At 65.4% G+C, this 23,193-nt stretch carries 16 protein-coding genes and 2 pseudogenes; 10 read left to right on the top strand and 8 right to left on the bottom strand.

The genetic code is table 11. The features are described 5' to 3' along the window. The first annotated feature begins 48 nt into the window (after positions 1–48). The 4 genes from BEK68_RS22620 (at position 49) to BEK68_RS22605 (ending at position 4,521) form a co-directional block, all read left to right on the top strand. Positions 49–1,452 carry a PLP-dependent aminotransferase family protein gene (locus tag BEK68_RS22620; protein ID WP_012430306.1) on the top strand — a complete coding sequence of 468 codons (1,404 nt, stop codon included), beginning with the start codon at positions 49–51 and terminating at the stop codon, positions 1,450–1,452. A gap of 192 nt (positions 1,453–1,644) precedes the next feature. Then, positions 1,645–2,388, top strand: a complete 744-nt coding sequence (locus BEK68_RS22615) for an acetoacetate decarboxylase (RefSeq protein WP_012430305.1) — start codon at positions 1,645–1,647, stop codon at positions 2,386–2,388. A gap of 53 nt (positions 2,389–2,441) precedes the next feature. Further along, on the top strand, positions 2,442–3,227 hold the full coding sequence (locus BEK68_RS22610; protein ID WP_004627334.1) for a 3-hydroxybutyrate dehydrogenase: 786 nt from the start codon (positions 2,442–2,444) through the stop codon (positions 3,225–3,227). A 31-nt stretch (positions 3,228–3,258) separates the two neighbouring features. Further along, positions 3,259–4,521: a DUF3734 domain-containing protein gene (locus BEK68_RS22605; RefSeq protein WP_012430304.1), complete on the top strand. Its 1,263-nt coding sequence runs from the start codon at positions 3,259–3,261 to the stop codon at positions 4,519–4,521. A 27-nt stretch (positions 4,522–4,548) separates the two neighbouring features. Here the strand turns inward: BEK68_RS22605 and BEK68_RS22600 are convergent, their stop codons facing one another. Both BEK68_RS22600 and BEK68_RS22595 read right to left on the bottom strand, forming a co-directional pair. Beyond that, positions 4,549–6,660, bottom strand: a complete 2,112-nt coding sequence (locus BEK68_RS22600) for a cation:proton antiporter (RefSeq protein WP_012430303.1) — start codon at positions 6,658–6,660, stop codon at positions 4,549–4,551. After that, on the bottom strand, positions 6,657–7,733 hold the full coding sequence (locus BEK68_RS22595; protein WP_004627341.1) for an oxidoreductase: 1,077 nt from the start codon (positions 7,731–7,733) through the stop codon (positions 6,657–6,659). Before BEK68_RS22595 ends, BEK68_RS22600 begins: the two co-directional genes overlap by 4 nt. A 265-nt stretch (positions 7,734–7,998) precedes the next feature. On the opposite strand from BEK68_RS22595, the gene BEK68_RS22590 reads away from it, so the two are divergent. Genes BEK68_RS22590 through speG form a run of 3 tightly spaced genes read left to right on the top strand, consistent with a single transcriptional unit; the run spans position 7,999 to position 11,890 of the window. Continuing rightward, positions 7,999–10,119, top strand: a complete 2,121-nt coding sequence (locus tag BEK68_RS22590; RefSeq protein ID WP_012430302.1) for a TonB-dependent receptor — start codon at positions 7,999–8,001, stop codon at positions 10,117–10,119. A gap of 30 nt (positions 10,120–10,149) precedes the next feature. Further along, complete coding sequence (locus BEK68_RS22585; RefSeq protein ID WP_012430301.1) at positions 10,150–11,292, top strand: PepSY-associated TM helix domain-containing protein; 1,143 nt, start codon at positions 10,150–10,152, stop codon at positions 11,290–11,292. Between the two features lie 55 nt (positions 11,293–11,347). Beyond that, entirely contained in the window at positions 11,348–11,890 is a 543-nt protein-coding gene (gene speG, locus BEK68_RS22580) for a spermidine N1-acetyltransferase (protein WP_004627346.1), read from the top strand. Between the two features lie 16 nt (positions 11,891–11,906). Here speG and BEK68_RS22575 read toward each other — a convergent pair whose 3' ends face one another. Then, positions 11,907–12,623 carry an ArsR/SmtB family transcription factor gene (locus BEK68_RS22575; RefSeq protein ID WP_012430300.1) on the bottom strand — a complete coding sequence of 239 codons (717 nt, stop codon included), beginning with the start codon at positions 12,621–12,623 and terminating at the stop codon, positions 11,907–11,909. A gap of 88 nt (positions 12,624–12,711) precedes the next feature. Between BEK68_RS22575 and BEK68_RS22570 the strand changes: the two genes are divergently transcribed. The 3 genes from BEK68_RS22570 (at position 12,712) to BEK68_RS22560 (ending at position 15,551) form a co-directional block, all read left to right on the top strand. Further along, on the top strand, positions 12,712–13,851 hold the full coding sequence (locus BEK68_RS22570) for a cytochrome P450 (RefSeq protein ID WP_012430299.1): 1,140 nt from the start codon (positions 12,712–12,714) through the stop codon (positions 13,849–13,851). A gap of 48 nt (positions 13,852–13,899) precedes the next feature. Continuing rightward, positions 13,900–14,244, top strand: a complete 345-nt coding sequence (locus BEK68_RS22565; RefSeq protein WP_004627352.1) for an antibiotic biosynthesis monooxygenase family protein — start codon at positions 13,900–13,902, stop codon at positions 14,242–14,244. Positions 14,245–14,396: 152 nt separating this feature from the next. Then, positions 14,397–15,551 carry a Gfo/Idh/MocA family protein gene (locus tag BEK68_RS22560; RefSeq protein ID WP_012430298.1) on the top strand — a complete coding sequence of 385 codons (1,155 nt, stop codon included), beginning with the start codon at positions 14,397–14,399 and terminating at the stop codon, positions 15,549–15,551. Positions 15,552–15,603: 52 nt separating this feature from the next. Here the strand turns inward: BEK68_RS22560 and BEK68_RS22555 are convergent, their stop codons facing one another. From BEK68_RS22555 to BEK68_RS25985, 5 genes and pseudogenes are all read right to left on the bottom strand, one after another. Beyond that, positions 15,604–15,894 carry a hypothetical protein gene (locus BEK68_RS22555; RefSeq protein ID WP_012430297.1) on the bottom strand — a complete coding sequence of 97 codons (291 nt, stop codon included), beginning with the start codon at positions 15,892–15,894 and terminating at the stop codon, positions 15,604–15,606. Positions 15,895–16,062: 168 nt separating this feature from the next. After that, positions 16,063–19,302 (bottom strand): bifunctional cytochrome P450/NADPH--P450 reductase, encoded by a 3,240-nt coding sequence (locus BEK68_RS22550; protein WP_012430296.1) that lies wholly within the window; start codon positions 19,300–19,302, stop codon positions 16,063–16,065. Between the two features lie 150 nt (positions 19,303–19,452). Further along, a complete protein-coding gene (locus tag BEK68_RS22545; protein ID WP_012430295.1) occupies positions 19,453–20,235 on the bottom strand; it encodes a DUF2968 domain-containing protein in 783 nt (260 codons plus the stop codon). Between the two features lie 106 nt (positions 20,236–20,341). After that, positions 20,342–21,758 (bottom strand): annotated as a pseudogene (locus BEK68_RS22540) (sigma-54-dependent Fis family transcriptional regulator). Between the two features lie 990 nt (positions 21,759–22,748). After that, positions 22,749–23,193 (bottom strand): annotated as a pseudogene (locus BEK68_RS25985) (ABC transporter permease subunit); the annotation flags it as partial.

The raw sequence follows: 23,193 nt of genomic DNA, 5'->3' as shown, positions 1-23,193 counted from the left end.
ATAAGAAACTGTATAGGCCCTCATCACGGCTTCGTGCCGCATCGCAACATGCAACTCGAACTCGATCCTTCTCATCCCCAGCGTACGTTGGTCGACCAGATCGTCCAAGGCATTCGTGCGGCGGTCGACAACCATTCTCTGCTGCCGGGCACGCGGCTGCCCTCGGTGCGCAAGTTGGCCCAGGCGCACGATGTAAGCACTTTTACGGTGGCGGAGGCCTATACACGGCTGGCGGCTCTGGGCGCCATCGTGGCCCGGCCACGTTCGGGCTACCTCGTAGCGGCGCGTACACCCACCCAGCCGGCCCCCGTGGCCCCACGCTGGGAGCCGCCCACGCTCAACGCGGCGTGGCTGCTGTCGGATGTGTTTGCCGACCGCTCCATCTCCATCAAGCCCGGCTGTGGCTGGCTGCCGAACGACTGGCTGGACGAGCGCGGCGTACAGGAAGCCATGCGCACCGTGAGCCGTGTTTCCGCGTTGCGGGTGGCGGGCTACGGACATCCGTGGGGCTATGCGCCGTTGGGCGAATACGTAGCGCAGTCGCTTGCGCTACGGGGCCTGCCGGTGGAACGGTCGCAAGTGCTGCTGACCAGCGGCGCCACGCAGGCGCTCGACCTGATCGTCCGCACGCTGTTCAAAGCCGGCGACGTCGTCGCGGTGGATGATCCGGGCTATTGCAACGTACTCCAGGTACTCAAGCTGGCCGGTCTGCGCGTGGTCGGAGTGCCGCGCACACCGGACGGGCTCGACACCGCGGCACTGGAAGCCATCCTGCGCGCGGACGATGCCGACCGGCCGCGCGCCCTCTTCACCAGCTCCGTGCTGCAGAACCCCACTGGCTCCTCAATGACGGCGCAGAACGCCTATCGCGTGCTGCAACTGGCCGAACAGCACGGCCTCTGGATCGTTGAAGACGACCTGCACCGCGAGCTGGCCGACCCCGCCGCCCCGATGCTCACCGCACTCGACGGCCTGCGCCGCACGCTGTACGTGAGCGGGTTCTCCAAGACGATCTCGCCCTCGTTGCGCGCAGGCTACGTGGTGGCCGATGCCGCCATCACACGCGAGCTGGCACGCACCAAGATGGCAGTGGCGCTCACCTCGTCGGAAATTACCGAGCGCATCGTGCACGCGTTCGTCACCCGCCCCGTCTATGCCGAACACGTGGCGCGGCTGATTGCGCGGCTCGGAGAAGCGCACACGCGCGTCGAAGCGCTCATGCGTCAACATGGTGCCGAGCCGTTCGATACGCCGGGCCGCGGCCTCTTCCTGTGGGCGCGGCTGCCCGGCCAGGCCGACGCCTCCGCACTGGCCAATCGGGCTATCGAGCACAACATCTGGCTCGCGCCCGGTCAGTACTTCCGGCCGCATGACGAGCCGAGCCCGTGGCTGCGCTTCAACGTCGCGTACTCCGCAGAACCGGCACTCTGGGAATTCCTCTTGCACGCGTGACGGCGCTGCCCCGCATGCGGCGCAACGGCGTATTGCATGCAATCAATCGCGTAACGGGCAATCAAACGTGAAATTCGCGTGAACGGAAGGCGGCAGCGTCACAAATGCGCGACACCATGCTTAGTCGCCTACCGTTCTCTTGCCGTACCGACTCCCAACGCCACCTGCAGACCAACCTGCACAAGGAGTGCCATGGACATTAAGACCGTCCGCGAAACCGCCTTCGCGATGCCGCTCACGAGCCCCGCCTACCCACCCGGCCCGTACCGCTTCATCCACCGCGAATTCTTCATCATCACGTACCGCACCGACCCGGCCAAGCTGCGCGCCATGGTGCCGGAACCGCTGGAAGTGCCCGAACCGCTGGTCGCCTACGAGTTCATCCGCATGGCCGACTCCACCGGCTTTGGCGATTACACCGAAAGCGGCCAGGTCATCCCGGTCACCTACGAAGGCAAGCCCGGCACGTACACGCTGGCGATGTACCTGGACGACCATCCGCCCCTGGCCGGCGGCCGTGAAATGTGGGGCTTTCCCAAGAAGTTGGCAAGCCCGAAGCTGGTGACCGACAAGGACACGCTGATCGGCACGCTCGACTACGGCCCCGTGCGCGTGGCCACCGGCACCATGGGTTACAAGCACCGCGAGCTGGATCTGGCCGAGCAGAAACGCCGCCTGGAGCGCCCGAACTTCCTGCTCAAGATCATTCCGCACGTGGACGGCAAGACGGCGCGCATCTGCGAGCTGTCGCGCAACCTCATGATCGACATCGACATGAAAGGCGCCTGGACGGGCCCCGCGTCGCTGGAACTGGCGCACCATGCACTGGCGCCCGTGGCCGAACTGCCCGTGCTGGAGATTGTCGAAGCCCGGCACATCATTGCGGACCTGACCCTTGGCATGGGCGAGGTTGTATTCGATTACTTGGCGCAGTAGCACCTGCCCAAGGCCATTCTTATCCCGTCACCGTCAACCCCCGGAGTACACACATGTCTGATTTGAAAGGCAAAGTCGCCGTCGTCACGGGTGCCGCCAGCGGCATCGGCAAGCAGATCGCCCTCACGCTCGCCAATTCGGGCGCGGCCATTGCCATCGTTGACTTGAACGAAGACGGCGCCAAGGCCGTCGCCAAAGAGATCACCGATGCAGGCGGCAAGGCGATCGGCCTGCGCATGGACGTGACCGATGAACAAGCCGTGGACAGCGGCATCGACCGCGTGGCCGAAGAACTCGGCTCGGTCGACATCCTGGTCTCGAATGCCGGCATCCAGATCGTCAACCCGTTCGTGAGCTACTCGTTTGCCGACTGGAAGAAGATGCAGGCCATCCACGTCGACGGCGCGTTCCTGACCACGCGCGCCGCACTGCGCCACATGTACAAGGACGACCGTGGCGGCGTGGTGATCTACATGGGCTCGGTGCACTCGCACGAGGGCTCGCCGCTCAAATCGGCCTACGTGGCGGCCAAGCATGCACTGCTCGGCCTGAACAAGGTACTGGCCAAGGAAGGCGCGGCGCATAACGTGCGCTCGCACGTGGTGTGCCCCGGCTTCGTGCGCACGCCGCTGGTCGAAAAGCAGATTCCCGAACAAGCCAAGGAACTCGGCATCAGCGAAGATGACGTGGTGAAAAAGGTCATGCTGGGTGATACCGTGGACGGCGTATTCACCACGGTGGAAGACGTGGCCGAGACGGTGCGCTTCCTGGCCACGTTCCCAAGTGCCGCGCTGACCGGCCAATCGTTCGTGGTGAGCCACGGCTGGTTCATGCAATAAGTCTCTGCACACGCAAGGAGGTTGAGGAGATATGCCCGCACCAAAACTACGCGTGGCCGCAACCAAGCGGCCCACGCCGGCAGAGTCGTCACGCCCCGCCGATGCGCCGCTCACCACGGCGCAGCGCATCGTGCTCCCGGCGTACGAGAACATCGCGCTGGTGCTGCAAGGCGGCGGCGCGCTTGGCTCGTACCAGGCCGGCGTGTTCGAAGGGCTGGACGAAGCCGGTATCGTGCCGAACTGGATTGCGGGCATCTCCATCGGGGCATTGAATACGGCCATCATTGCCGGCAATGCGCCCGAGCATCGCCAAGCAAAGCTGCGTGAGTTCTGGCAGATCATCACGCAGCCGACGTTCTCGCCGCCGCTGCCCGACATCCTGGAAAACGCCTGGTTTGACGGCAACGCGCATCTGCGCAAATGGCTGACCGCCATGCAGGCCGCCGACACGCTGCTCGAAGGCCAGCGCGGCTTTTTTACACCGCGCTTTCCTGCACCATTGCCTGCCAACGAAGTCGACCCGCTCGAAGCCAGCTACTACGACACCGCGCCGCTCAAGGCGACGCTGGAACGCCTTTGCGATTTCGACCGCATCAACGACGGTGGCATCCGCGTATCGGTGGGGGCTGTGAACGTCCGCACCGGCAATCTGGAAGCGTTTGACAACACCGAGCGCCGACTGCGCGCGGAGCACTTCATGGCATCCGGCGCGCTGCCGCCGGGCTTCCCTCCCGTGCTGATCGACGGCGAGTATTACTGGGATGGCGGTGTCGTCTCCAACACGCCACTGTCGTATGTGCTGGGCTCCAAGCCGCGCCGCGACACGCTGGTGTTCCAGGTGGACCTCTGGAGCGCACTGGGCCCGGTGCCCAATACGATGATCGGCGTGGCCAGCCGGCAGAAGGACTTGCAGTACTCCAGCCGCACGCGGCTTACCACCGACTGGATGGAACGTTCGCAATCCACGCGCCGGCTAATACGCAAGCTGCTCGACCACCTGCCGCCTAAAGAGTTTGAGCGCACCCAGTGGTACAAGCACGCGCAGGAGATGGCCTGTACCAAGCGCTACAACGTCTTCCACCTCATCTACGCTGCCAAGGAACACGAAGGGCCGGGCAAGGACATCCAGTTCGGTCCATCGACCATGCGCGACCACTGGGCCTCGGGCCTGGCGGATATTCGCGAATCGCTCTCGCACCCGGAGTGGCTTGAGATGCCCGATAACGACACGGGCTTCATCACGCATGACATCCACCGCCATCCGGGCGTGGAGCGGGAAGACAAGAGGCTTTGAGCCACCGCTGCGTCGCTCAGGGCCGGACTACTCCGGCGCGGCCGGCATACGCAGCGCAGTCGACAGCGGCGGCCGCGGCAGCGCGGCCGTCCAGGCACGGCGGATCACCGAGCTGATCTGCTTGTAGACCTCTTTCGAGATCACGGTTTCAGCCAGCATCGTGTCGATTTTGCTCTGGCCGATGTACAGCGCAAACAGCACCAGCAGACGCTTCTCCAACGCAGCGCTGTAGCCGCCAAACTTCTCGCGCAACTCTGCCAGGCCCTCTTCGGCCGCCTCGATCCGGGTGATCAACACGCCATCGAGCAAGTCTGCCATGCGCTCACCCAGCACGGGTTGCAGCGATGCACGGTTGTACGCGCGCAAGCGTTCGAGCACCGTCTGGCGGCAAATGAGCAATTCAAAGCGGTCGGCCAGCGCATTGGCCAGCGGGCGATCGATATGCGCCACACGATGCAGCCAGACCGCGAACCGGTAGCCGGCGTGCTTGGCCAGGATGCGCCGCGAAGCGCGCTTGTAGCCCAGGCGCCCCTCCGTGCGGGCCGCGTCGATCATGTCGGCGGTGTTTCGCATCATCGCGTCGAGGTTGCGGATCGAGACGAGGCCGTTGCCATATTCGGGAATCAACTCGCGCTCACGCGTGGCGAGCGAAACCAGGCCGATGGTCAGGCGTTCGCGTTCGGACAGCGCTTCCTCAAGGTTCAGTTCGAGCGCGCCGGCCGCGACCTCCCGCCGATACACCTCCGCTGCCCGATCGGTCGCGCCCGACGTGAAATGGAAGTGCCCGCCGATGCGGCGCATGGTCGATTCCACTTCCTCCGTCGACATGTTCAGCGCCTGCCCTTGCAGTGCCTGCTCTTGCGGCGACAACTGATCGAGCCCCAGCCACCGCATCACCCAGCGCAGCGTGGCGCCGTTGAAGAGCACGCTGACCAGCACAAAGCCGGTGGCGAGGATGGTCACAAAATGACGATCGGCCGCGTGTACGGCCTGGTTCTCGGCCACCCCCAGCGCCAGCACCAGTGTGACGGCACCACGCAGGCCGCCCCATGCAATCGCCAGTTTGTAGGCATGGCTGACCGGCGCGGAGAGCTTGAGCCACGCCATCGCGGGCAACAGGCCAAACAGCACGGCAAGGCGCGCCGCCAGTGCAGCCAGCACGATCACCGCGAGCCACAGCGCGTCTTTCCACACCGCGCCGTGCAGCAGTTCCGGCACGCGCACCGCAGCCAACAGAAAGACGACCGCTCCAGCCAGCGCCGCAATCTGCTCCCAAATCAGTTGCAGGTGCGACCAGTTGCGCGGCGTCAGGCGCGTGCGTCCCAGCGCGCCGATCACCAGTCCCGCGCAGACCACCGACACCACGCCCGACACGCCCAGCATGTTTTCCGCCACGAGATACAGCGGATACGGCAGCGCCAGCGTCCACGCGGCTTCGGCCTGAGCAATGCCGCGCAGAGCCGGCAGCAGGAATGCGGCGATGCGCCCGGCAATCAACCCGAACACCACGCCGCCACCGAACGCCCTGGCCAGTTCACGCAGACCGGTGCCGACGGTGGCGTCACCGCCGTGCCCCGTCAGCATGGCAAGCAGCACGCCCATGATCGCAATGGCAGCCGCATCGTTCAGCAGCGCCTCGCCCTCCACCAGGCGGATCAGCCGCGCCGGTGCGCCCACGTCGCGAAACACCGCAATCACGGCGGACGGATCGGTCGTGGCAATCATCGCGCCGAGCAGCAGGCACGTGACGATGCCGAACGGCGTGACGGCGGCCGCTGCAAGCCCGATCACACCCGTGGCGACCACCACGGCCACGATGGCCAGCATCAGGATCGGCGCGGCGTCCGGCGCCATGCTGCGCACATCGACCGACAGCGCCGCCTGAAACAACAGCGGCGGCAGGAACAGCCACAGGTAGGCCTCTGCCGGCCAACTCGGATCGACGAGCGGCGCGAAGAACGTGGTCGCAAAGGCAGGCGCGCTGTTCCGCAAGATCACATAGGCGCCGCCGATGCCGATGCCCGCCAGCGCCAGCAAGGTCGACTCGGGCAACGTCAGCCGCGAGGCCAGCATCTGCACCAGCGCCACCACCGCGAGCAGACCGCCCGCCACCAGCAACAGGATGACGACGCCGTTCACGAGGCGGTCTCCCGCGCAGCCAGCCAATCTGCACGTTCGGCATCGGTCAGGTCCGGCACGACTGCCGTGCCGGTTTCGGCGGCAGCCACGGCGGCTTCGAGCACGGCCATGACGGCCACGGCTTGCACGGGCGGCACAGGGTTTGTGCGCTGACCAAAGATGGCGTCGCGCACAGCGGCGTAGTAGGCGCGCTGATCGCCAGCGGGCGTTGCGATGCGGTTTTCGGAGGATGTTGCGCCATCGATGAAAAGGCCGGCGTCATCGTCCACGCCCCAGCCTTGCGCGCCGGGTTGCATGCCGGCGAGCAGTTGCGCTTCCTGCTGATCCATCCGGCGTTTGACGAACGAACCGCGCGTGCCGTGGACGATCCAGCGCGGGGATCCGCCCGCCACCAGCATGCTCGCGTGAAGGACGGCTCGGCGCTCCCCCACGTCCAACACGACATGCGCCCAGTCCGGCGTTTCGGCGCCCGGCCGCTGGCGTGCAAACGAGGCGCTCACCGCATCGGGCAGCCCAAGCAGTTGCAGCGCCTGGTCGATCAGGTGCGGGCCCAGATCAAACCAGATGCCCGTGCCCTGCCCCGCTTGCTCGCGCCAGCGCGCACGCACCTGCGGTCGATACCGGTCGAAATGCGCCTCGACGTGCATGACTTCGCCAAGGGTGCCGCCTCCGATCGCGGCTTGCACGGCGAGGAAATCGCTGTCCCAGCGCCGGTTCTGAAACACCGACAGCACGCGCCCCGCGTCGCGCGCCACCCGCGCCAGATGCCGCGCTTCTGCGAGCGTGACGGTGAACGGCTTGTCCACGACGACATGCTTGCCCGCTCGCAACGCCGCTTCTGCCAACGGCGCATGGCGGTCGTTGGGTGCGGCAATGACGACGAGGTCGACGTCCGCATGCGTTGCCGCCGCTTCTGGCGTGCAGATCACCGCGTTTGGCCGATCCGCGCGCACCGCCTCCGGTCGATTGGAGCCGATGACCTGCAAACGCAGCCCTGGCGTGGCGTCGATCAACGCGGCGTGAAAGCGCTTGCCGGCATAACCGTAGCCGACCAAAGCGGCGCTCAATGGCATCAGATGTGATGAATGCGGCATGTAAAAAAATGGCAGAAAACAAGCGAATAAGACGATGACGGCGCAACTTGGTGCCCAGAATTTCGGGGCAGGACATGGAAAAATTGCCCTATTCCCGCCTAACAAACGTTGCCATTGTCAAAAATACGCCTTTACTTTCTTGTAAATAGGAATTGTTCTCATTATTATCTGCGCCTTCACATTCTGAAGGCGCCAACCTCGGGGGAGGGAGTCGCGCTCCACTTTTTACTTTACGGGAACTGCAATGCCGCCGAAACGTTTGTGCCTGTCTCTGGCCGTCCTTGGAACGCTGCCCTTTGCTCAAGTGGCAAGTGCCGCCGACACCGTTGCTGCAGCCGACGCTGGCACGTTGCCGACTTCCACGGTCAAGGGTGCGCGCAGCAGCACGAGCTACGACACGCCCATCGCCAACACAGCCACGAAGATTCCCGTGCCGCTGCGCGAGATTCCGCAATCGGTGAACGTCGTGCCGCGTGCGGTGATCCAGGATCAGGGCGCGCTGTCGATCAATGACACGCTGCGCAACGTGCCGGGCGTGTCGGCCTCGCTGGGCGATGCGCAGCGCGATCAGGTGACCATTCGCGGTTTCTCGTCGATCAATGACCAATACGTCGACGGCCTGCGCGATGATTCGCTCTACTTCCGCGACCTGTCCAACATCGACCACATTGAAGTGTTGAAGGGCCCGGCGGCCGTGCTGTATGGGCGCGGTTCGTCCGGCGGCATCATCAATCGCGTGACCAAGAAACCGCTGGCCACGCCACTGGCCGAGGTGGGCGTGGTGGTCGGCACGGAGCGCCAGAAACGCGCCGAGTTCGACCTGAACACGTCCATCAACGACGACGCCATCCGCGCGCGCATTACCGGCGCGGTTGAAGATTCGGGTGGTTTCCGCAACGACTACTTCCTGCGCCGCCAGGCGATCTCGCCGTCGTTCCTGTTCAACCTGGCGCCCGATACCAAACTGACCGTGCAGTTCGATTACCTGCACGACAAGCGCATCGCTGACCAGGGCGTGCCGTCGTACCACGGCCGCCCCGTGGATGTGCCCATCGGCACGCGCTATGGCTCGGCCGATGCGGGCGCCGGCAATGTGGAGTCCACCGTCAAGAGCGTGACCGGCACGCTGGACCATCGCTTCAACGACAAATGGTCGTTCCACAGCGTGGTGCGCAATTACGAATACTCGCTGGGCCGCAACAACTACACGACAGTCAGCCGCGTCACCGATGGGCCAATCCCGACCGTCACGCTTGCCGTCAACCAGCGCAACCGCAGCGACCGCGGCACGCTGTGGCAGAACGAGCTGACGCAGAAGGCCGAGACCTGGGGCATCCAACACACGCTGCTGTACGGCATCGAGCTGGGCTACCAGGACAAGAGCGACCGTGTGGCCGCCGCGCCGGGCAGCACGACCTACAACCTGTTCAACCCGACGCTGCAAGTGTTGCCGACCGTACCCGGCAACGCGGTGCCGACCAACTACGGCCTCTCGCACAACGAGACGTATGCGGCGTACGTGCAGGACTTGATCAAGTTTTCGCCGCAATGGACGGTGCTCGCCGGCCTGCGCTACGAAATCCTCAAGCAGAGCCGCGACGACCTGACCCCGCGCAATGTCGATCTGTCACGCACGGACAAGCCGGTCAGCCCGCGCTTCGGCGTTGTGTATCACCCGGTCGAGCCGCTCTCACTGTACGCGTCGTACAGCCGCTCGTTCCAGCCGCTGGCCGATAGCTTCACGTTCTTCCCGAACAGCGGCGCACTGGCTCCGCAATCGACCACGAACTACGAGATCGGCGCCAAGTACGACCTCTCGGCCGGCGCGAGTGTCACGGCCGCGCTGTTCGACATGAAGCAGACCAACCTGACGGCGGCGGATCCGGTCACGCTGCTGGGCGTGCCCATCGGCACCCAGCGCACGCGCGGCCTGGAGTTGTCGTTCACTGGCGAGATCGTGAAAACCTGGTCGCTGATGGCGAGCTATGCCTATCTGAACGGTCGCCTGGAAAACCCGAACGACCGCAGCGGTGGCGTGGCGGTCAACGGCAACCAGCCGTCGCTGACGCCGCGGCACAGCGGCTCGGTATGGCTGAAGCACGACCTGCCGAACGGCTTCTACGTGGCCGGCGGCGTGCGTGCGGAAGGTGCGCGTTACGCATCGCAGTACAACCTGACGACGCTGCCCGGCTACATGACCGTCGACCTGGGTGCCGGTTATCGCAGCAAGCACCTTGATGTCACGCTGAACCTGCAGAACCTGTTCAACCGCGCGTACTACGTGTCGGCTCACGGCGCCGCCGAGAACTACAACATGCCCGGTGCCCCGCGCATGGCGCTGCTGGGCGTGCGCTACAAGATGTAAGCGTCGAACAGGCGAACGGGCGAACGGGCGATGCTGCGACCGGTGCTGTTCCGCTTGCACTGGCTGATCGGGTTGTCGGCCAGTGTGGTGCTGGCCGTCGTTGGCGCCACCGGCGCGCTGATGGCGTACGAAGACGAACTGCTGCGCGCGCTCAATCCCGGCGTGCTCACCCTGCCCGCGCGCAGCGGACCCGCGCCGACGCTGCCGCAAGTGGCGGCGCAGGCGCGCGCTGCCATGCCGGACCGCCCCGTCACCTTCATCACCGCTGCGTCCGACCCCACCCAGCCGTGGCGCGTCTGGTATGCGTGGCCGCCCGGCAAACACGGCGGCAGCAGCCGCGGAGAGCTGCGCTACGTCGATGCCACCACCGGCACGTTGCTGCCGGAGGCGCGCGCGCAGCGCTTCTTTGCCACCGTCAAGCTGCTGCATCGAACGCTGCTTGCTGATGAGATCGGCAAGCAGATCGTGGGGGCCAGCACGGTGGGGCTCGTCGTGATGGCGCTGTCGGGCTTGTACCTGCGTTGGCCGCGTCGCGTCACGAACTGGCGAAGCTGGCTTGTCATCCGATGGAGCCGTGCGGGCCGCATCCGATGGTGGGACGTGCACACCGTCATCGGTACGCTGGTGTTGCCGCTGTATCTGCTGGCCGCCTTCAGCGGGCTGTATTGGGCATATGACTGGTACCGCGATGGCCTGCAGCGCTTGGCCGGCATGCCGGTTGTCTCCAAGGCAAAACCGGTGGAAGTCCCGCGAAAACCGCTCGAAGATGCGGCAATTGAGCGCACGTGGAACGCTTTCCGCGACAACGCGTCGAACTATGGAACGGCCACCCTCCGTATCGACGATGCCCGCTCGGGCCAGGTCGATATCAACTGGCTGCCGGCCGATGCTCCGCACGACCGCGCCTTCAACCGATTGACGCTGGACGCTGCTACCGGCGCCGTCCTGCGCAACGAATCCTTCGCTGCAAAGCCGCCAATGCAACGCCTGCTGGCAGGCATGTTGCCGCTTCACAATGGACGCTATTTCGGCCCGATCGGCGTCGTGCTAGTGTTGATCGGAGCATTAATGCTGCCGGTATTTGCAGCAACAGGGTGGTGGCTGTATCTGGATCGGCGCCGACGCGCGCAACCGCAGCGCAAACACGCATCCGCAGCGACACGTCCTTGCTGACAACGTAGGGACGTCGACGCGATGTCGGGCGCCTCAACACAACAAGGACAACACCATGGTGATCGAAAAATCCCGCGACCTTTGCCTGCGCCCGCTCGAGCGCAATGACCTGCGTTTCGTGCACGAGCTGAACAACGACGCGAAGATCATGCGTTACTGGTTCGAAGAACCGTACGAAACCTTCACCGAACTCTCGCAACTCTACGACCGCCACGTGCACGATCAGCGCGAGCGCCGCTTCATCTGCGAGAACAATGCCGGCGAAGCCGTGGGTCTGGTCGAATTGATGGAGCTGAACTACATCCACCGCCGCGGCGAATTCCAGATCATCATCGCGCCCGGCTGGCAGGGTCACGGCTATGCGTCAACCGCGACGCGACTGGCCGTCGACTATGCATTCATGGTGCTGAATCTGCACAAGCTGTACTTGGTCGTCGACGTGGTGAACGAACGCGCGATCCACGTATACGAGAAATGCGGCTTCCAGCGCGAAGGCGAGCTGATCGAGGAGTTCTTCAGCAACGGCGCGTATCACAACGCCTTGCGCATGTGCGTGTTCCAGCGCGACTACGTGAAGACGATCCGCAACGCCAACTGACGCCAGGCGGGAGAACCTAAGCCGTGTGCAGCCACGCGTGCAATTCGCGCTGTCCGGCTTCGGTCATGCTCAGTGCGCGCGAGTGCTTCTGCCGCGCCAGCCATCCCAATGCGATGCAGCGCTCCGCCACGGCGGCCCCGAGCGCGCCTGCCAGATGCGGGCGACGCTCGCTCCAGTCCATGCAGCCGTAAGCAAAGCGGCGTCGGCCGTTGCGCAGCGCATTCACATCGACGCCGATGGCGGCCAGCGCCTGCTCGCCCTCGGGCGTAACGTCGTAGGCGCCGTGGGTTGCATCGAGCTGCGTCAGCCAGCCGCGCGACAGGAGTTTCTCCGACACCTCGGTGCCGAGCTGCCCGGCCAGGTGGTCATAGCACAGGCGTGCCGCACGCAGGTTTTCAGGCACGACTGAGCGCCGCGGGTCGGCAGGTTTTTCAGGCGCGACCACCAGCAGCGATTCGATCATCTCCGCCACCGCCGGAGAGCGCAGCCCGAAGTACTTGTAGCGTCCGCTCGACAACGAGGTGATGAGCGCATCGGCCTCGAGCCGGCGCAAGTGCGCGCTGGCCGTGGCCGGCTCCACACCGGCGCCGTAGGCGAGTTCCTTGGCGGTGAGCGAGCGGCCTTCCATCAACAGCAGCAGCATGCGGATGCGGGTGGGGTCGCCAATGGTGGCAGCCACACGGCCGATGTCCGGCTGGGTTGTCGATGCGGTGGCTGGGGAAGATGCGGTCATGGTTCGATGGAGACCAAACTGTTGGCGCGTGACAGGCGGGCGACCACTCCAGACAATAGGAGCCATCTTACTCCCGCGCCCCACGCTGATGACCGCCCTCGACACCGCCCCGCCCGCCGACGTGCTGCAAGCCATCGTGCATGCCGATCCCGCACCCTACTACGCCGAACTTGCCGCCACGCGCCCGTTCTTCTTCGACGCCACCCTCGGCTGGTGGGTGGCCGCCAGCGCCGAGGCTGTAGATGCCGTGCTCGGCAGCAGGGCCTGCCGCGTGCGCCCCGCCGATGAACCCGTGCCCAAGGCCGTAGCTGCAACGCCCACGGGCGCATTCTTCGGCCGCCTCGTGCGCCAGATCGACGGGCCAGATCACAGCACGCGCAAGGCCAAGGTGATGGCCGCGCTGGGCCGGTTGGATGTGTCTGCGCTGGCCGGCCAGGCGCTGCGGCATGCCCGCACTGCGCTGCCCGACGCAGCGAGCCTAGATGCCGCGCTGGATGCCGATGCCCACTTTCGCGTGCCGCTCGCCACGATGGCGCAAACGCTGCTGGGCGATCACGCCGATGCGCCTGCCTGCCAGGCCGACATTGCCGCCTATCTGGCCGCGTTGGGGCCGGGGGCCAGCGCAGGGGTCGTCGCGCAGGCCGACGCCGCCGTTGGCCGCTTGCAGCAGCGCTTTGCCGACTCGCCGTTCGCTGGCGGTGACGATGACAGCGACGCCGACATCGCCAATCTCGCCGCCCTGCTCGCGCAAACCTACGACGCCTGCGCCGGGCTGCTCGGCAACTGCATCGTTGCGCTATCGCGGCACGCCGGGTTGACTGCCCGGCTGCGCGCGCAGCCGCTCGCCATCGAGCCTTTTGTGCGTGAAGTCCTGCGCCGCGATGCGCCGGTGCAGAACACGCGCCGCTTCGTCGCGCACGATATCGCGCTGCTCGGCCAGCCGCTGCGCGCCGGCGACAAGGTCTTGGTCGTGCTGGCCGCCGCCAACGTGGATGGCACAACGAACCCGGACCCACTACGCTTCGACAGCGACCGCACAGCGCCGCGCCTGTGGACGTTCGGCGGCGGCACGCACCGCTGCCCCGCCGATGCATTGGCCACCGCCATCGCGCGCGAAACGGTGCGGCATCTGCTGAGCCTGCCGGATGTCGACCGGTGGCTCGCCGGGCTCGGCGAGGTGGCATACCGCCCCTCGCCCAATGCGCGCATTCCCCGCTTTCAAGCTTGAAGTTGCACCAACGAAGACATCACGAAAACGCCCCACAGGAGACTTGCCATGATCGCCGTCATCTTTGAAGTCGAGCCCGCACCGGGCCAGCGCGACACCTACCTCAACCTGGCCGCACGGCTGAAACCGCTGCTCGAGCAGGTCGACGGCTTCATCTCGGTGGAGCGTTTCCAGAGCATCACGAACCCGGACAAGATGCTCTCGCTGTCGTTCTTTCGCGATGAAGAGGCCGTCAAGGCCTGGCGCAACATGGAGCAGCACCGCGGCGCGCAGCACGTCGGCCGCGACCACGCGTTTGCGGACTACCGCCTGCGCATCGCCCACGTGGTGCGCGACTACGGCATGACCGAGCGCGACGAAGCCCCCACCGACAGCCGCGCCGAGCACGCCTGAGCGCAGGGCAAGGCACGTCGCCGGGCCGGATGTGACGCCTTTTTCGCCCCCCGGGCATTACCTTTGCTTAATCAGTCAGAACCCGCACGGCCGAGCACGCCGCACCACGGCCTCGGCATGCTGCCGTGCGCAACGATTGCAAAGGAATTGTCATGAATACCGCTTCTCATGAGGCTGAACGTGAGCCGCAAGTCGCTCCCGCCCGCACCGTTCAGAGCCCGGTGCGTTATGCCGTGGTCGGCGCCGGGTGGATTTCCCAGGCCGCATTTCTGCCGGGCGTGGCGCAAAGCGGCAATTCCGTCGTCACTGCGCTGGTCACCGGCGATGAGGCCAAGGCCACCGTACTGGCCGACCGCTACGGCATCGAGCACGTTCACGGCTATGCCGATTACGACCAGTTGCTCGCCGCTGGCGATATCGACGCAATCTACCTCGCGCTGCCAAACGACATGCATCGGCAGTACGCCCTTCCGGCCCTGCAGCGCGGCATCCACGTCCTCCTTGAAAAGCCCATGGCCACCAGCGAGGCCGATTGCGAAGCGATGATCGAAGCGGCCCGCAACGGCAATGCAAAATTGATGATCGCCTACCGCCTGCATTTCGAGCCGGCCACACTGGCCGCCATCGAACTCGTGCGCGCAGGCAAACTTGGCCGCATTCGAGCGTTCTCGGCCATGTTCAGCCAATCGGTGGCGCCGTCCAACCACCGCGCCAGCCACGGCTATTGGGCCGGGCCGGTGTCCGACATGGGCGTCTATCCCATCAACGCGGTGCGCAACCTCTTTGGCGAAGAGCCGGTAGAGGTGTCGGCCTGTGGGGTTCGGGACCCGGATCTGCCCTTCAACTTCGATGACACTGTCAGCGTGACGCTGCGCTTTGCCGACCACCGCGTCGCACAGTTCGTGGTCAGCTACAGCGGCGCGAACATCGACCAGTACCGCATCCTGGGGACCAAGGGGGATCTGGAGGTCTCGCCCGGCTTCATGTTTGGCGTGGGCCTGAAGTACCGCGCCACGATCGACGGCAAGACGCACGAACAGGCGTTCGACGCGACCGACCAGTTTGGCGGCGAGCTGCAGTACTTCTCCGACTGCATCCTCAACAACCGGGAACCTGAACCCAACGGCGAAGAAGGCTTGGCCGACGTGCGCGTCCTGGCCGCCATTGAGCGCGCGCTGGAATCAGGACAGCCGCAGAACCTTGGGCCGTTCCAGCGTCAGGGCCGCATGGAGACTGCGCAGGTGCGCAAGCTGCCACCCGTGCCCGCACCGGAACTGGTGGACGCGGCTGAACCCAGCAAGGGATAGACACCAGGGAGAAAAAACGCCCGCGACGAACGGCGGGCGTGGGATTCACGATTTACAGCTTGATGCGTTGCACGGCGTCGCGCATGCGCTTCCGGATCGAGACGTCCGAGTTGGTGTTGCTGCTGGAGCCGTCGGTTTCCATGGCGTTATCGCAACGCCATTCCGTAGCTTCACCGTTGTCGGTCAGCGCACAGACGCGGTGCGTCCAGCGGTCCCACACAAACACATCGCTGCCCGCCTCACCGGAGAGCAGCGGCTCAAAACGGTACATCCACAAGTACCCGGCACCCAACAGGGTGACCAGAAAGATCGCCATCCAGGACGCTTTGATTCGGCGCCACATTCTCATTTCTCCTCGCAGAGCCGCTGCGCCGGACGCGTCTGACAGTGCGTCGCTGGGCCAAAAGCGCGGTGCTCCGAAGGATAAATCGTAACATGGGGCACCCGGGCCGCCGCTCAAGCGGGCAGTCGATACGGCAGTGCCGCTACACCAACGACCGCTCGCGGCGCTTCAGTTGAAGACGTCCTGACGGTAGCGGCCAGATTGCATCTGCGCCGTCAACCAGCCGGACGCGGTCGCCAGGTCGCTACCGTAGCGCGCCTGGTGCATGCGGATCAGCGTGTCGCGCACCGCTGGCGCCATCGCACGACCGTCGCCGCACACGTACAAGGTCGCGCCTGCATCGAACGCCGCCCACACGGCTTCGCGCGCATCCCACAGGGCATGCTGCACGAAGCGATGCGGATGCTCGGCCACGCAGGAATACGCGGGAAAGACGCGCACCAAACCTGCGTCTTCCCACGCACGCAAGGTGTCGCGGTAGAGAAAGTCGTGCTCGGGGTGGCGACAGCCGAAGCAGAGCAACGACGTCGCCACCGCCTCACCTGCCGCCTGCTGCGCGGCGCGTTCTTCCAGGAATCCACGGAACGGCGCGATGCCTGTACCGGCGCCGATCAGCACCATCGGCTTATGGGCGTCTACGTCCGGTGCGAACGGCGGGTTGGGCGTGCGGACGGCGGCAGCGATCTCCGCGCCTGCACGCAACGTCATCAGGTAGTTCGATGCCGTCCCGCGATACGTACCCACCCCGGACCAAGCCGGCCCTGACACCGTGCCCACCGTTAGCGCGGCCACGCCGGGCGACACACGCGCCGACGACGCGATGGAATAGAAACGCGGGCGCATCGGCCCAAGCCGCGCGAGGAATGCTTCCAGGGTCAACTCAATTGCAGGCAAGCGGATCAGCAGATCGAGCACGCTCACGTGCGGGGCTTGAATGTCCTGGTCGAAGCGCTCGGCCGCATCGTCGCCTTCCAGCCAGACGGCAAGTTGGCCTCGCGTGAACGGACAGCGCGTGGCCGCGTGCAGCGCGGTGATGTCGCGCACGGTGGCGGTGTCCTGCAGCTCGACGAAATCACGCAACAACTGACGCACGGACACCGGCTGGTTGAGCGGCAGGTGGCGCACGTGCGCATGGCGCGCGGTCAGGGTGACGAGCGCATCGGCCTCCAGCGCAAGCCGCGCGATGGCTGCGTCGACACGGTCGTCGGCATTGCGTGGGTAGACAGCGAGGTGGTCTCCCGTGGCGTAGGTCACGTCGTCGGGCAACTGCACCGTGAGATGACGCGTCGGGCCGCGCGGCGCCTCCCGCGTGAAATCCCACAGGCCGGTGGCGTCGCTGACGAGTTCTTCATTGGCGAGCACCGTCATCGCCCGTGCGGCGGGCGGCAGCATGGCGGCGCGGAGCGCATCAGGCGCAACGTAGTCGACGCGGACGGACGGGCCGTCGGCATGTGTCTGGCGGGCGCCCAGGGCGCTCCAAAGGCTGCGCGTCCAGGCGTCGACGGCAGCATCGAAACCGGCATTTCCGTCCGCCTCACCGCGCGGCACGATGGCGTGCGCGCCGGCTGCCGCGAGCATCGCTTCCACCCGCTTTGGAAACGCCTGGAACGCAGGCCATTGCGAGTTGCCGCAGCCAAGGACGGCATAGCGCAATCCGGTTGCCTGCCGGGTGAGCGCATCGGCGGCATCCAGCCGCGCCTCAAGTGTGCGGGCGCTGTCCGGTGCACGGCCGTTGTAGGTGGCGGCCACCACAACGAGCGTGCCCCGCTGCGGCAGCGCGTCGGCAATGGTGTCGAGCGGCGCCACCTTGGCGTCGAACCCGGCGCGCGATGCGGTGGCGGCAAGCTGCTCGGCGATGTCCTGGCAGGTGCCAAGGCTGCCGCCGTACAGCACGTGCATCGGTTCCCCGCCCCCCGCAAGCGCCCCTTCGGCATCGTCTTGCGTGACGGCCTCGGTGCGCGAAGGCGTGGCGACCGACAACCGCTCCCGTGCATGGCGCAGCCGCGCGCGCAGGCGGAAACCGTCCGGTTTGAGCGTCAGTGTTTCCTTGATGTGGAAGCCGTAATCGTAAGGGTCGGACAGCGCGAAGCGCTGCAGGATCACCGCAAGCGCCAGTTTGGCTTCGGTCAGCGCAAACTGGCGGCCGATGCAGGCGCGCTCGCCATTGCCGAAGGGCTTGTAGGCGTGCGGGTGGAGCTTCGCTTCGTTCTCTGGCAGGAAGCGGTCGATATCGAAGGCTTCGGGGCGATCCCACACCGCCGGATCGCGATGCAGCGCCAGCAGCACGGTCACCACGCGCTGGTCCTTGCGGATGGCGTAGCGGCCGCCAATGCGCGTGTCTTCGTAGGGCGCCACGCCAAAGCTGGGGGCGGTCGGCCAGAGGCGCAGCGTTTCCTTCAACACGCGCTCGATCACATCCAACTGCGCGAGGTGCGCATACTGCGGCACGGTATCGCCCGGCAGCACGCGGTCAACCTCGGCATACGCCTGCGCCAGCACGGCTGGATGGCGCAGCAGCATGTACAGCGCAAAGGTCAGCAGGCCGCTCGTGGTTTCATGCCCGGCGATCAGGAAAGTGATGACCTGGAAGCGGATGTTGGTGTCATCCAGCGGCTGGTCTGATAGCGGATCGCGCGCGTTGAGCATCAGCCCCAGCAAGTCGCTCGCGCCGATGCCGCCATCTTTTGCCTGACGGCGCGCGCGGATCACCTCGTCCACCAGTTGATGCATGGCGGCCACGTCGTGCTCGAACCGCCGATGGTGCTCGCGCATGAAGCGGTCTTTGAGCGGCAGGCGCGTGAGCTTGCCCATGGCTTCGGACAGCACACCCACCATGGCCGCCAGGAACGGATGCAGCTCGGGCGTGTTGAACGAATCGAAGCGGTATCCAAAACCCGCCAGCGAGATGGTGTCGAGCGTGAGCCGCGTCATGTCGTCGGCCACGGGGATATCGGCGTCTGGCCCCTGGCGCGCCCATTTGTCGGCCAGCGCATTGGCCACGTCGAGCATCACGTCGAAGTAGCCCTTCATCGCACGCTGGCTGAAGGCCGGCAGCAGAATGCGATGCGCCTTGCCCCAGTTGGGCTCGTCCTGATGCGCCGTGAAGAGGCCATCGCCCGCTCCCGCCCGCAGGAACGACAGCGGCGGGCCGATCAGCTTGCGAAAGCGCGTTTCGTCGCAGAGTTCAGCCACCAGATCGGCGGAATAGACGAACGGCACGCGCCGCCCGGCAAAGTCGAGCTGGTAGAGGCCTTGGGGAAACTGCCGGCTGGTTTCCAGAAGCGTCTGGGCCAGGCGGTCTTTAGGGAGTTGCAGCAGGTTGCCCAGCCACGGCAAGCCTTTGGGCTGCGGGATGGGCTCCGCCGCAGCGGGCGAGGCATTGGCGGGCAACTCGGAGGCGGAGCGCATGCGCGGTCGACTGCGAAAATGGGTTGTCCGCCAATGTACGCGCCGCTGCGCCCCGCATCAAACAAAGTCGCCATGTTTGAATGCAGGCCCCTAAAAGTGAATCGGGCGACCCGCAGGCCGCCCGATCTGGGGACGATGTGAAGCGCTGGATCAGCGACGGCGCGGCTGTGAATTGAACGGCGCGTTGACCTGGGCTTCGAGTTCGCGGATCTGACGCTGCAATTCGTCGACGCGGGCGCGGGCGGCACGGCGTTCGATATCCAGCGCCTCGGCTTCCGTGCGGGCGACCTTCTGTCGTTCCTGGGCCTGGGCCTGCTGCTGACGTTGGATATCCAGGTCGGTCTTCAGGCCACGAAGCTTTTCCTGTTGCGCGGCAATCTGGCGCTCGGAACGCTCCTTCTGGGCTTCCAGGCGGATGCGCTGCAACTCGAGATCCGCCATCGTGCGGGTCTGCTTGGCGAAGTCGCTGTACAGGCGTTCGGCAGAGGCTTCATTGGTGGTCTTGATGACGCGCCAGAGGTCTTTCTGCTGGAACAGCGTGACGTAGTACGTCAGGTCACTCTGGGCAAATAGCAGGCTGGCGCCGTAGGCCCCGTTATAGGTGGTACGCAGCTCTGACAGTTCGTGCGCCTGCATGCGCTGTTGCAGTTCGAAGACGGCGCTGGTCGGGGCTGGACGCTCGGCGCGGGCGGCGCCGGGCGTGGCTGGCGCAGCGGGTGCCGTCGCAGCCGGCTGGCCAACCGTGGCAGTCAACGCCGGCACAGGCGCGGCGGCAGCAATCGGTGCAATAGCAGTGGGCGGAGCGGCCGGGCTCTGCGCCACGGCCGATGTGCAGGCGGCCGTACCAGCCACGACTGCGATGGCGGCCGCGATGGCCAATCCCCTCTGAAACGCCTGGTGCGACGCTTTCCCTGATTGTTTTTTTGTTCTCATCTCGACCCTGTGGATTCTGCGCAGGTGTTGCAGCCAAAAACTATACGCGATCCGCCACCCGAGTGGCGCATCGGGCGCCCGCCGCAGAGTAGGGTGTTGTATGGCGTCACTCCAGCTCGCGAAGCTCGGTTTCGCCGTCGGCGATCTGGTATTTGCGCATCTTTTCCCACAAAACCTTACGGCTGATGCCGAGTGTGGCGGCGGTGTCCTGGCGGCGCCAGTTGTTGGCGTCCAGCGCCGCGAGGATACGGCGGCGCTCTTCTTCGCCGCCATTGCCACCACTTCCACCCCCCACCGCGATCGCCATACCCGCCATTGCCACCATTTCCCGCCTCGCGCTCGAACGCATCGCGCTGCAGGCCGGCAAACAGCGGCAGGATGCGGGCCTCGTCCCAGCGGCCGAACTGGCGCAGGGTGATGCCGATGCGCTCGGCCAGGTTGCGCAGTTCGCGCACATTGCCGGCAAAGTAGGCCCGCCCGACCGATGCCCGCACCCATTCGGGCACCGGCGGCATGGCATCAAACGTTTTGTCGCCCAGCAAATGCCGCAGGAAGGAAAGCAGCAGCGCGATCTTGTCATCCGCGCCGCGCTGCTCCAGGCTCGGGATGCGCAGCTCGATCACCGCCAGGCGGAAGTACAGATCGGCGCGGAATTTGCCCGTGGCGACCATCTCGCGCAGATTCTTGTTGGTAGCGGCCACCAGGCGGAAATCCAGCTTGACCGGCACCGTCGAGCCCAGCCGCGTGCATTCGCTGTCTTCCAGCACGCGCAACAGCTTCACCTGCTGATACAGCGGCAGATCGCCCAGCTCGTCGAGAAACAGCGTGCCGCCGTTCGCTTGTTCAAAGTAGCCGCGGTGCGCATACATGGCGCCCGTGAACGCGCCCTTGGCATGGCCAAAAAATTGGGATTCGAACAGCCCGTCGGGAATCGCGCCACAGTTGACCGCCACGAACGGGCCCTTGCCATAGACACTGTTCTTGTCATGCAGCAAGCGCGCAATACGTTCCTTGCCGGCGCCGGTTTCGCCGTAAAGCATGACGTTGCTGTCGCAATCGGCAAAGGTATCGACCTGCTCCAGCAGCCCGTGCATGGCCGGCGACGCCGCCACGAGGTCGCTCTGATCCTGCGCCTGGGCCTGCGCCGACGACATCGACGGCAAGACCTTGCTGATCTGCGCGCGCAGTTCAGTCGCGCCAAAGTCCGGCCCGAGCACGTGCGTGTATTCGGGCGGGAAGCGGCTCGAATCATGCTGCGCGTCCGAGGCCACCCAGATTACCGGCATGCCTTGCGCGGCCTGCCAGTCGAGCACCGTAAAGCCGCCGCTTTCCACCACCGAGGCGCTGATCACCGCCACCGCGGGCTTGAGCCGAGGCTCGGCCGGCTGAAAGTCGATGCCGCCCGCGCGGATCACCTCTGCCCCGAACGGCGCCATGAACCGCGCCACACGATCGGCAATGTCGTGACGGCCTTCCCAGACAAAAATCTCAAGCGTTTCGTACGCCCAGCGATCGGTTTTCATGTCGTCGCTTCCATGTCAGTAAACCAGCTCGACGGCGTCGCAGTCGAGCGAGAGGAGTTTGATGTCGGCGTAGCCGAGTTGGATGCCGAGAACCCCGAGCAGTGGGCTGAGAACGGCATCCAGGGTCGTCCCGACCAACGCCAACACCGGCGCTATGACGGGTGCAAGATCAGAACCCAATTGAACGGTTCCTCCGAGCGGGAGAGTCACCGTTAGTTGGAGCTGATTCAGATTGCTGTTCAAGATGGAACTGAAGACGGCCTGCGTCGCAACGCGTGGCGGAGACTTACCGCTGGTATCCGTTTGAGGATTCAGGCCGATCTGCGTTGCGGCAATGGTTTCGTCGCCCCAATTGGAGTTTGCGATTGGCGACACGTTGGCTTTAATACTCACGGCCCCGAGGGGCCCCAAATCAACCAAACCCGCGGGAGATGCGCTTGCGCAATCCATTGAACCATTGACCGCCTTATCTGCATCGGTCGCGATACATATCGACACGGGCTGGGGCTGTGCGGAAATCGTGGCTGATGAGCTGGCACGAGGAACAGTGCAGCTATTTGACTTCGCATGGGCTTGCGCTGCCGCGACTTGCAGGCCAATAGGCACACTCACAGCAAGGACCCCCGGCGCGCCAACCAGCACCCCCACGCCCAAACGCACCTGAGCCGTCCGCGCCTGGGTCTTCCATTGCCCGGCGCTCGGACCCGACAAAAATTGCCCCGGCGGCCCAACAGCAATCGCCGGTGGCTCAATGATCTTCAACGACAACGTGACCGCGCCGAGACCCAGCAGATTTAGCTTCACAGGCGCCACATTCACAGCCGACTGACTATTCGCAATCTGCGCAGCCGTTGTCAGAAGATCGAGCACGTTGACGGTGGCATTGAGCGCAGCCTGTTCATTACCGGCCAGCGCCAGCACCTGCAGCAAGCCCGGCGAAGAGGCTCCACCATCGCCAATATTGATCGGCACATTCAGATCGCTGCCAAATGACAACGCATTGCTGGCGCCTGCCCCACCCACCGACACCCCAGCCAGCCCTGACTGCGATGCCACTGAGATGACGGCATTGATGCGCCACGCCTGCGGCAGCACCACGGTCAGCAGCGCCTGTGGGGGCGACATGCCCAGCGCCAGTGCCGCATTGCGCTGCCCGGCACCGACGGCACGCAAGCCGGCTTCCATGCTTTGGGTGATGTAGGCCGCGCCCACGGCGGCAAGTGCAGCGACCACCGTGGCGGTTTCCGGCACCGACACGCCCAGGGCCATGGGGATCAGAAAGTACGCCCAGAACATCAGCATGAGTACCGGGATAGCCCGCAGCGTGGCCAGCAGCCCGCGTAGCAGGCGCGCCAACCGGCGCAAGCCCGGCGTGGCGTCGAGCCTGTCCAGCAACAGCGCACAACCGACGCCCGCTGCCGTGGCCATCACGCAG

Source organism: Ralstonia pickettii, assembly GCF_001699815.1.
GTDB classification, from domain to species: domain Bacteria; phylum Pseudomonadota; class Gammaproteobacteria; order Burkholderiales; family Burkholderiaceae; genus Ralstonia; species Ralstonia thomasii.
Note: the sequence above shows the minus strand (reverse complement) of the source record. Positions and strands in the feature narration are given on the sequence as shown.

Bases quoted from the DNA above. Each gene is read 5' to 3' on its own strand.
- BEK68_RS22590 (WP_012430302.1), top strand. From the start codon at position 7,999: ATGCCGCCGAAACGTTTGTGCCTGTCTCTGGCCGTCCTTGGAACGCTG.
- BEK68_RS22570 (WP_012430299.1), top strand. From the start codon at position 12,712: ATGACCGCCCTCGACACCGCCCCGCCCGCCGACGTGCTGCAAGCCATC.
- BEK68_RS22620 (WP_012430306.1), top strand. From the start codon at position 49: ATGCAACTCGAACTCGATCCTTCTCATCCCCAGCGTACGTTGGTCGAC.
- BEK68_RS22585 (WP_012430301.1), top strand. From the start codon at position 10,150: ATGCTGCGACCGGTGCTGTTCCGCTTGCACTGGCTGATCGGGTTGTCG.
- BEK68_RS22565 (WP_004627352.1), top strand. From the start codon at position 13,900: ATGATCGCCGTCATCTTTGAAGTCGAGCCCGCACCGGGCCAGCGCGAC.
- BEK68_RS22610 (WP_004627334.1), top strand. From the start codon at position 2,442: ATGTCTGATTTGAAAGGCAAAGTCGCCGTCGTCACGGGTGCCGCCAGC.
- BEK68_RS22550 (WP_012430296.1), bottom strand. From the start codon at position 19,302: ATGCGCTCCGCCTCCGAGTTGCCCGCCAATGCCTCGCCCGCTGCGGCG.
- BEK68_RS22560 (WP_012430298.1), top strand. From the start codon at position 14,397: ATGAATACCGCTTCTCATGAGGCTGAACGTGAGCCGCAAGTCGCTCCC.
- BEK68_RS22595 (WP_004627341.1), bottom strand. From the start codon at position 7,733: ATGCCATTGAGCGCCGCTTTGGTCGGCTACGGTTATGCCGGCAAGCGC.
- BEK68_RS22545 (WP_012430295.1), bottom strand. From the start codon at position 20,235: ATGAGAACAAAAAAACAATCAGGGAAAGCGTCGCACCAGGCGTTTCAG.
- BEK68_RS22555 (WP_012430297.1), bottom strand. From the start codon at position 15,894: ATGTGGCGCCGAATCAAAGCGTCCTGGATGGCGATCTTTCTGGTCACC.
- BEK68_RS22575 (WP_012430300.1), bottom strand. From the start codon at position 12,623: ATGACCGCATCTTCCCCAGCCACCGCATCGACAACCCAGCCGGACATC.
- speG (WP_004627346.1), top strand. From the start codon at position 11,348: ATGGTGATCGAAAAATCCCGCGACCTTTGCCTGCGCCCGCTCGAGCGC.
- BEK68_RS22615 (WP_012430305.1), top strand. From the start codon at position 1,645: ATGGACATTAAGACCGTCCGCGAAACCGCCTTCGCGATGCCGCTCACG.
- BEK68_RS22605 (WP_012430304.1), top strand. From the start codon at position 3,259: ATGCCCGCACCAAAACTACGCGTGGCCGCAACCAAGCGGCCCACGCCG.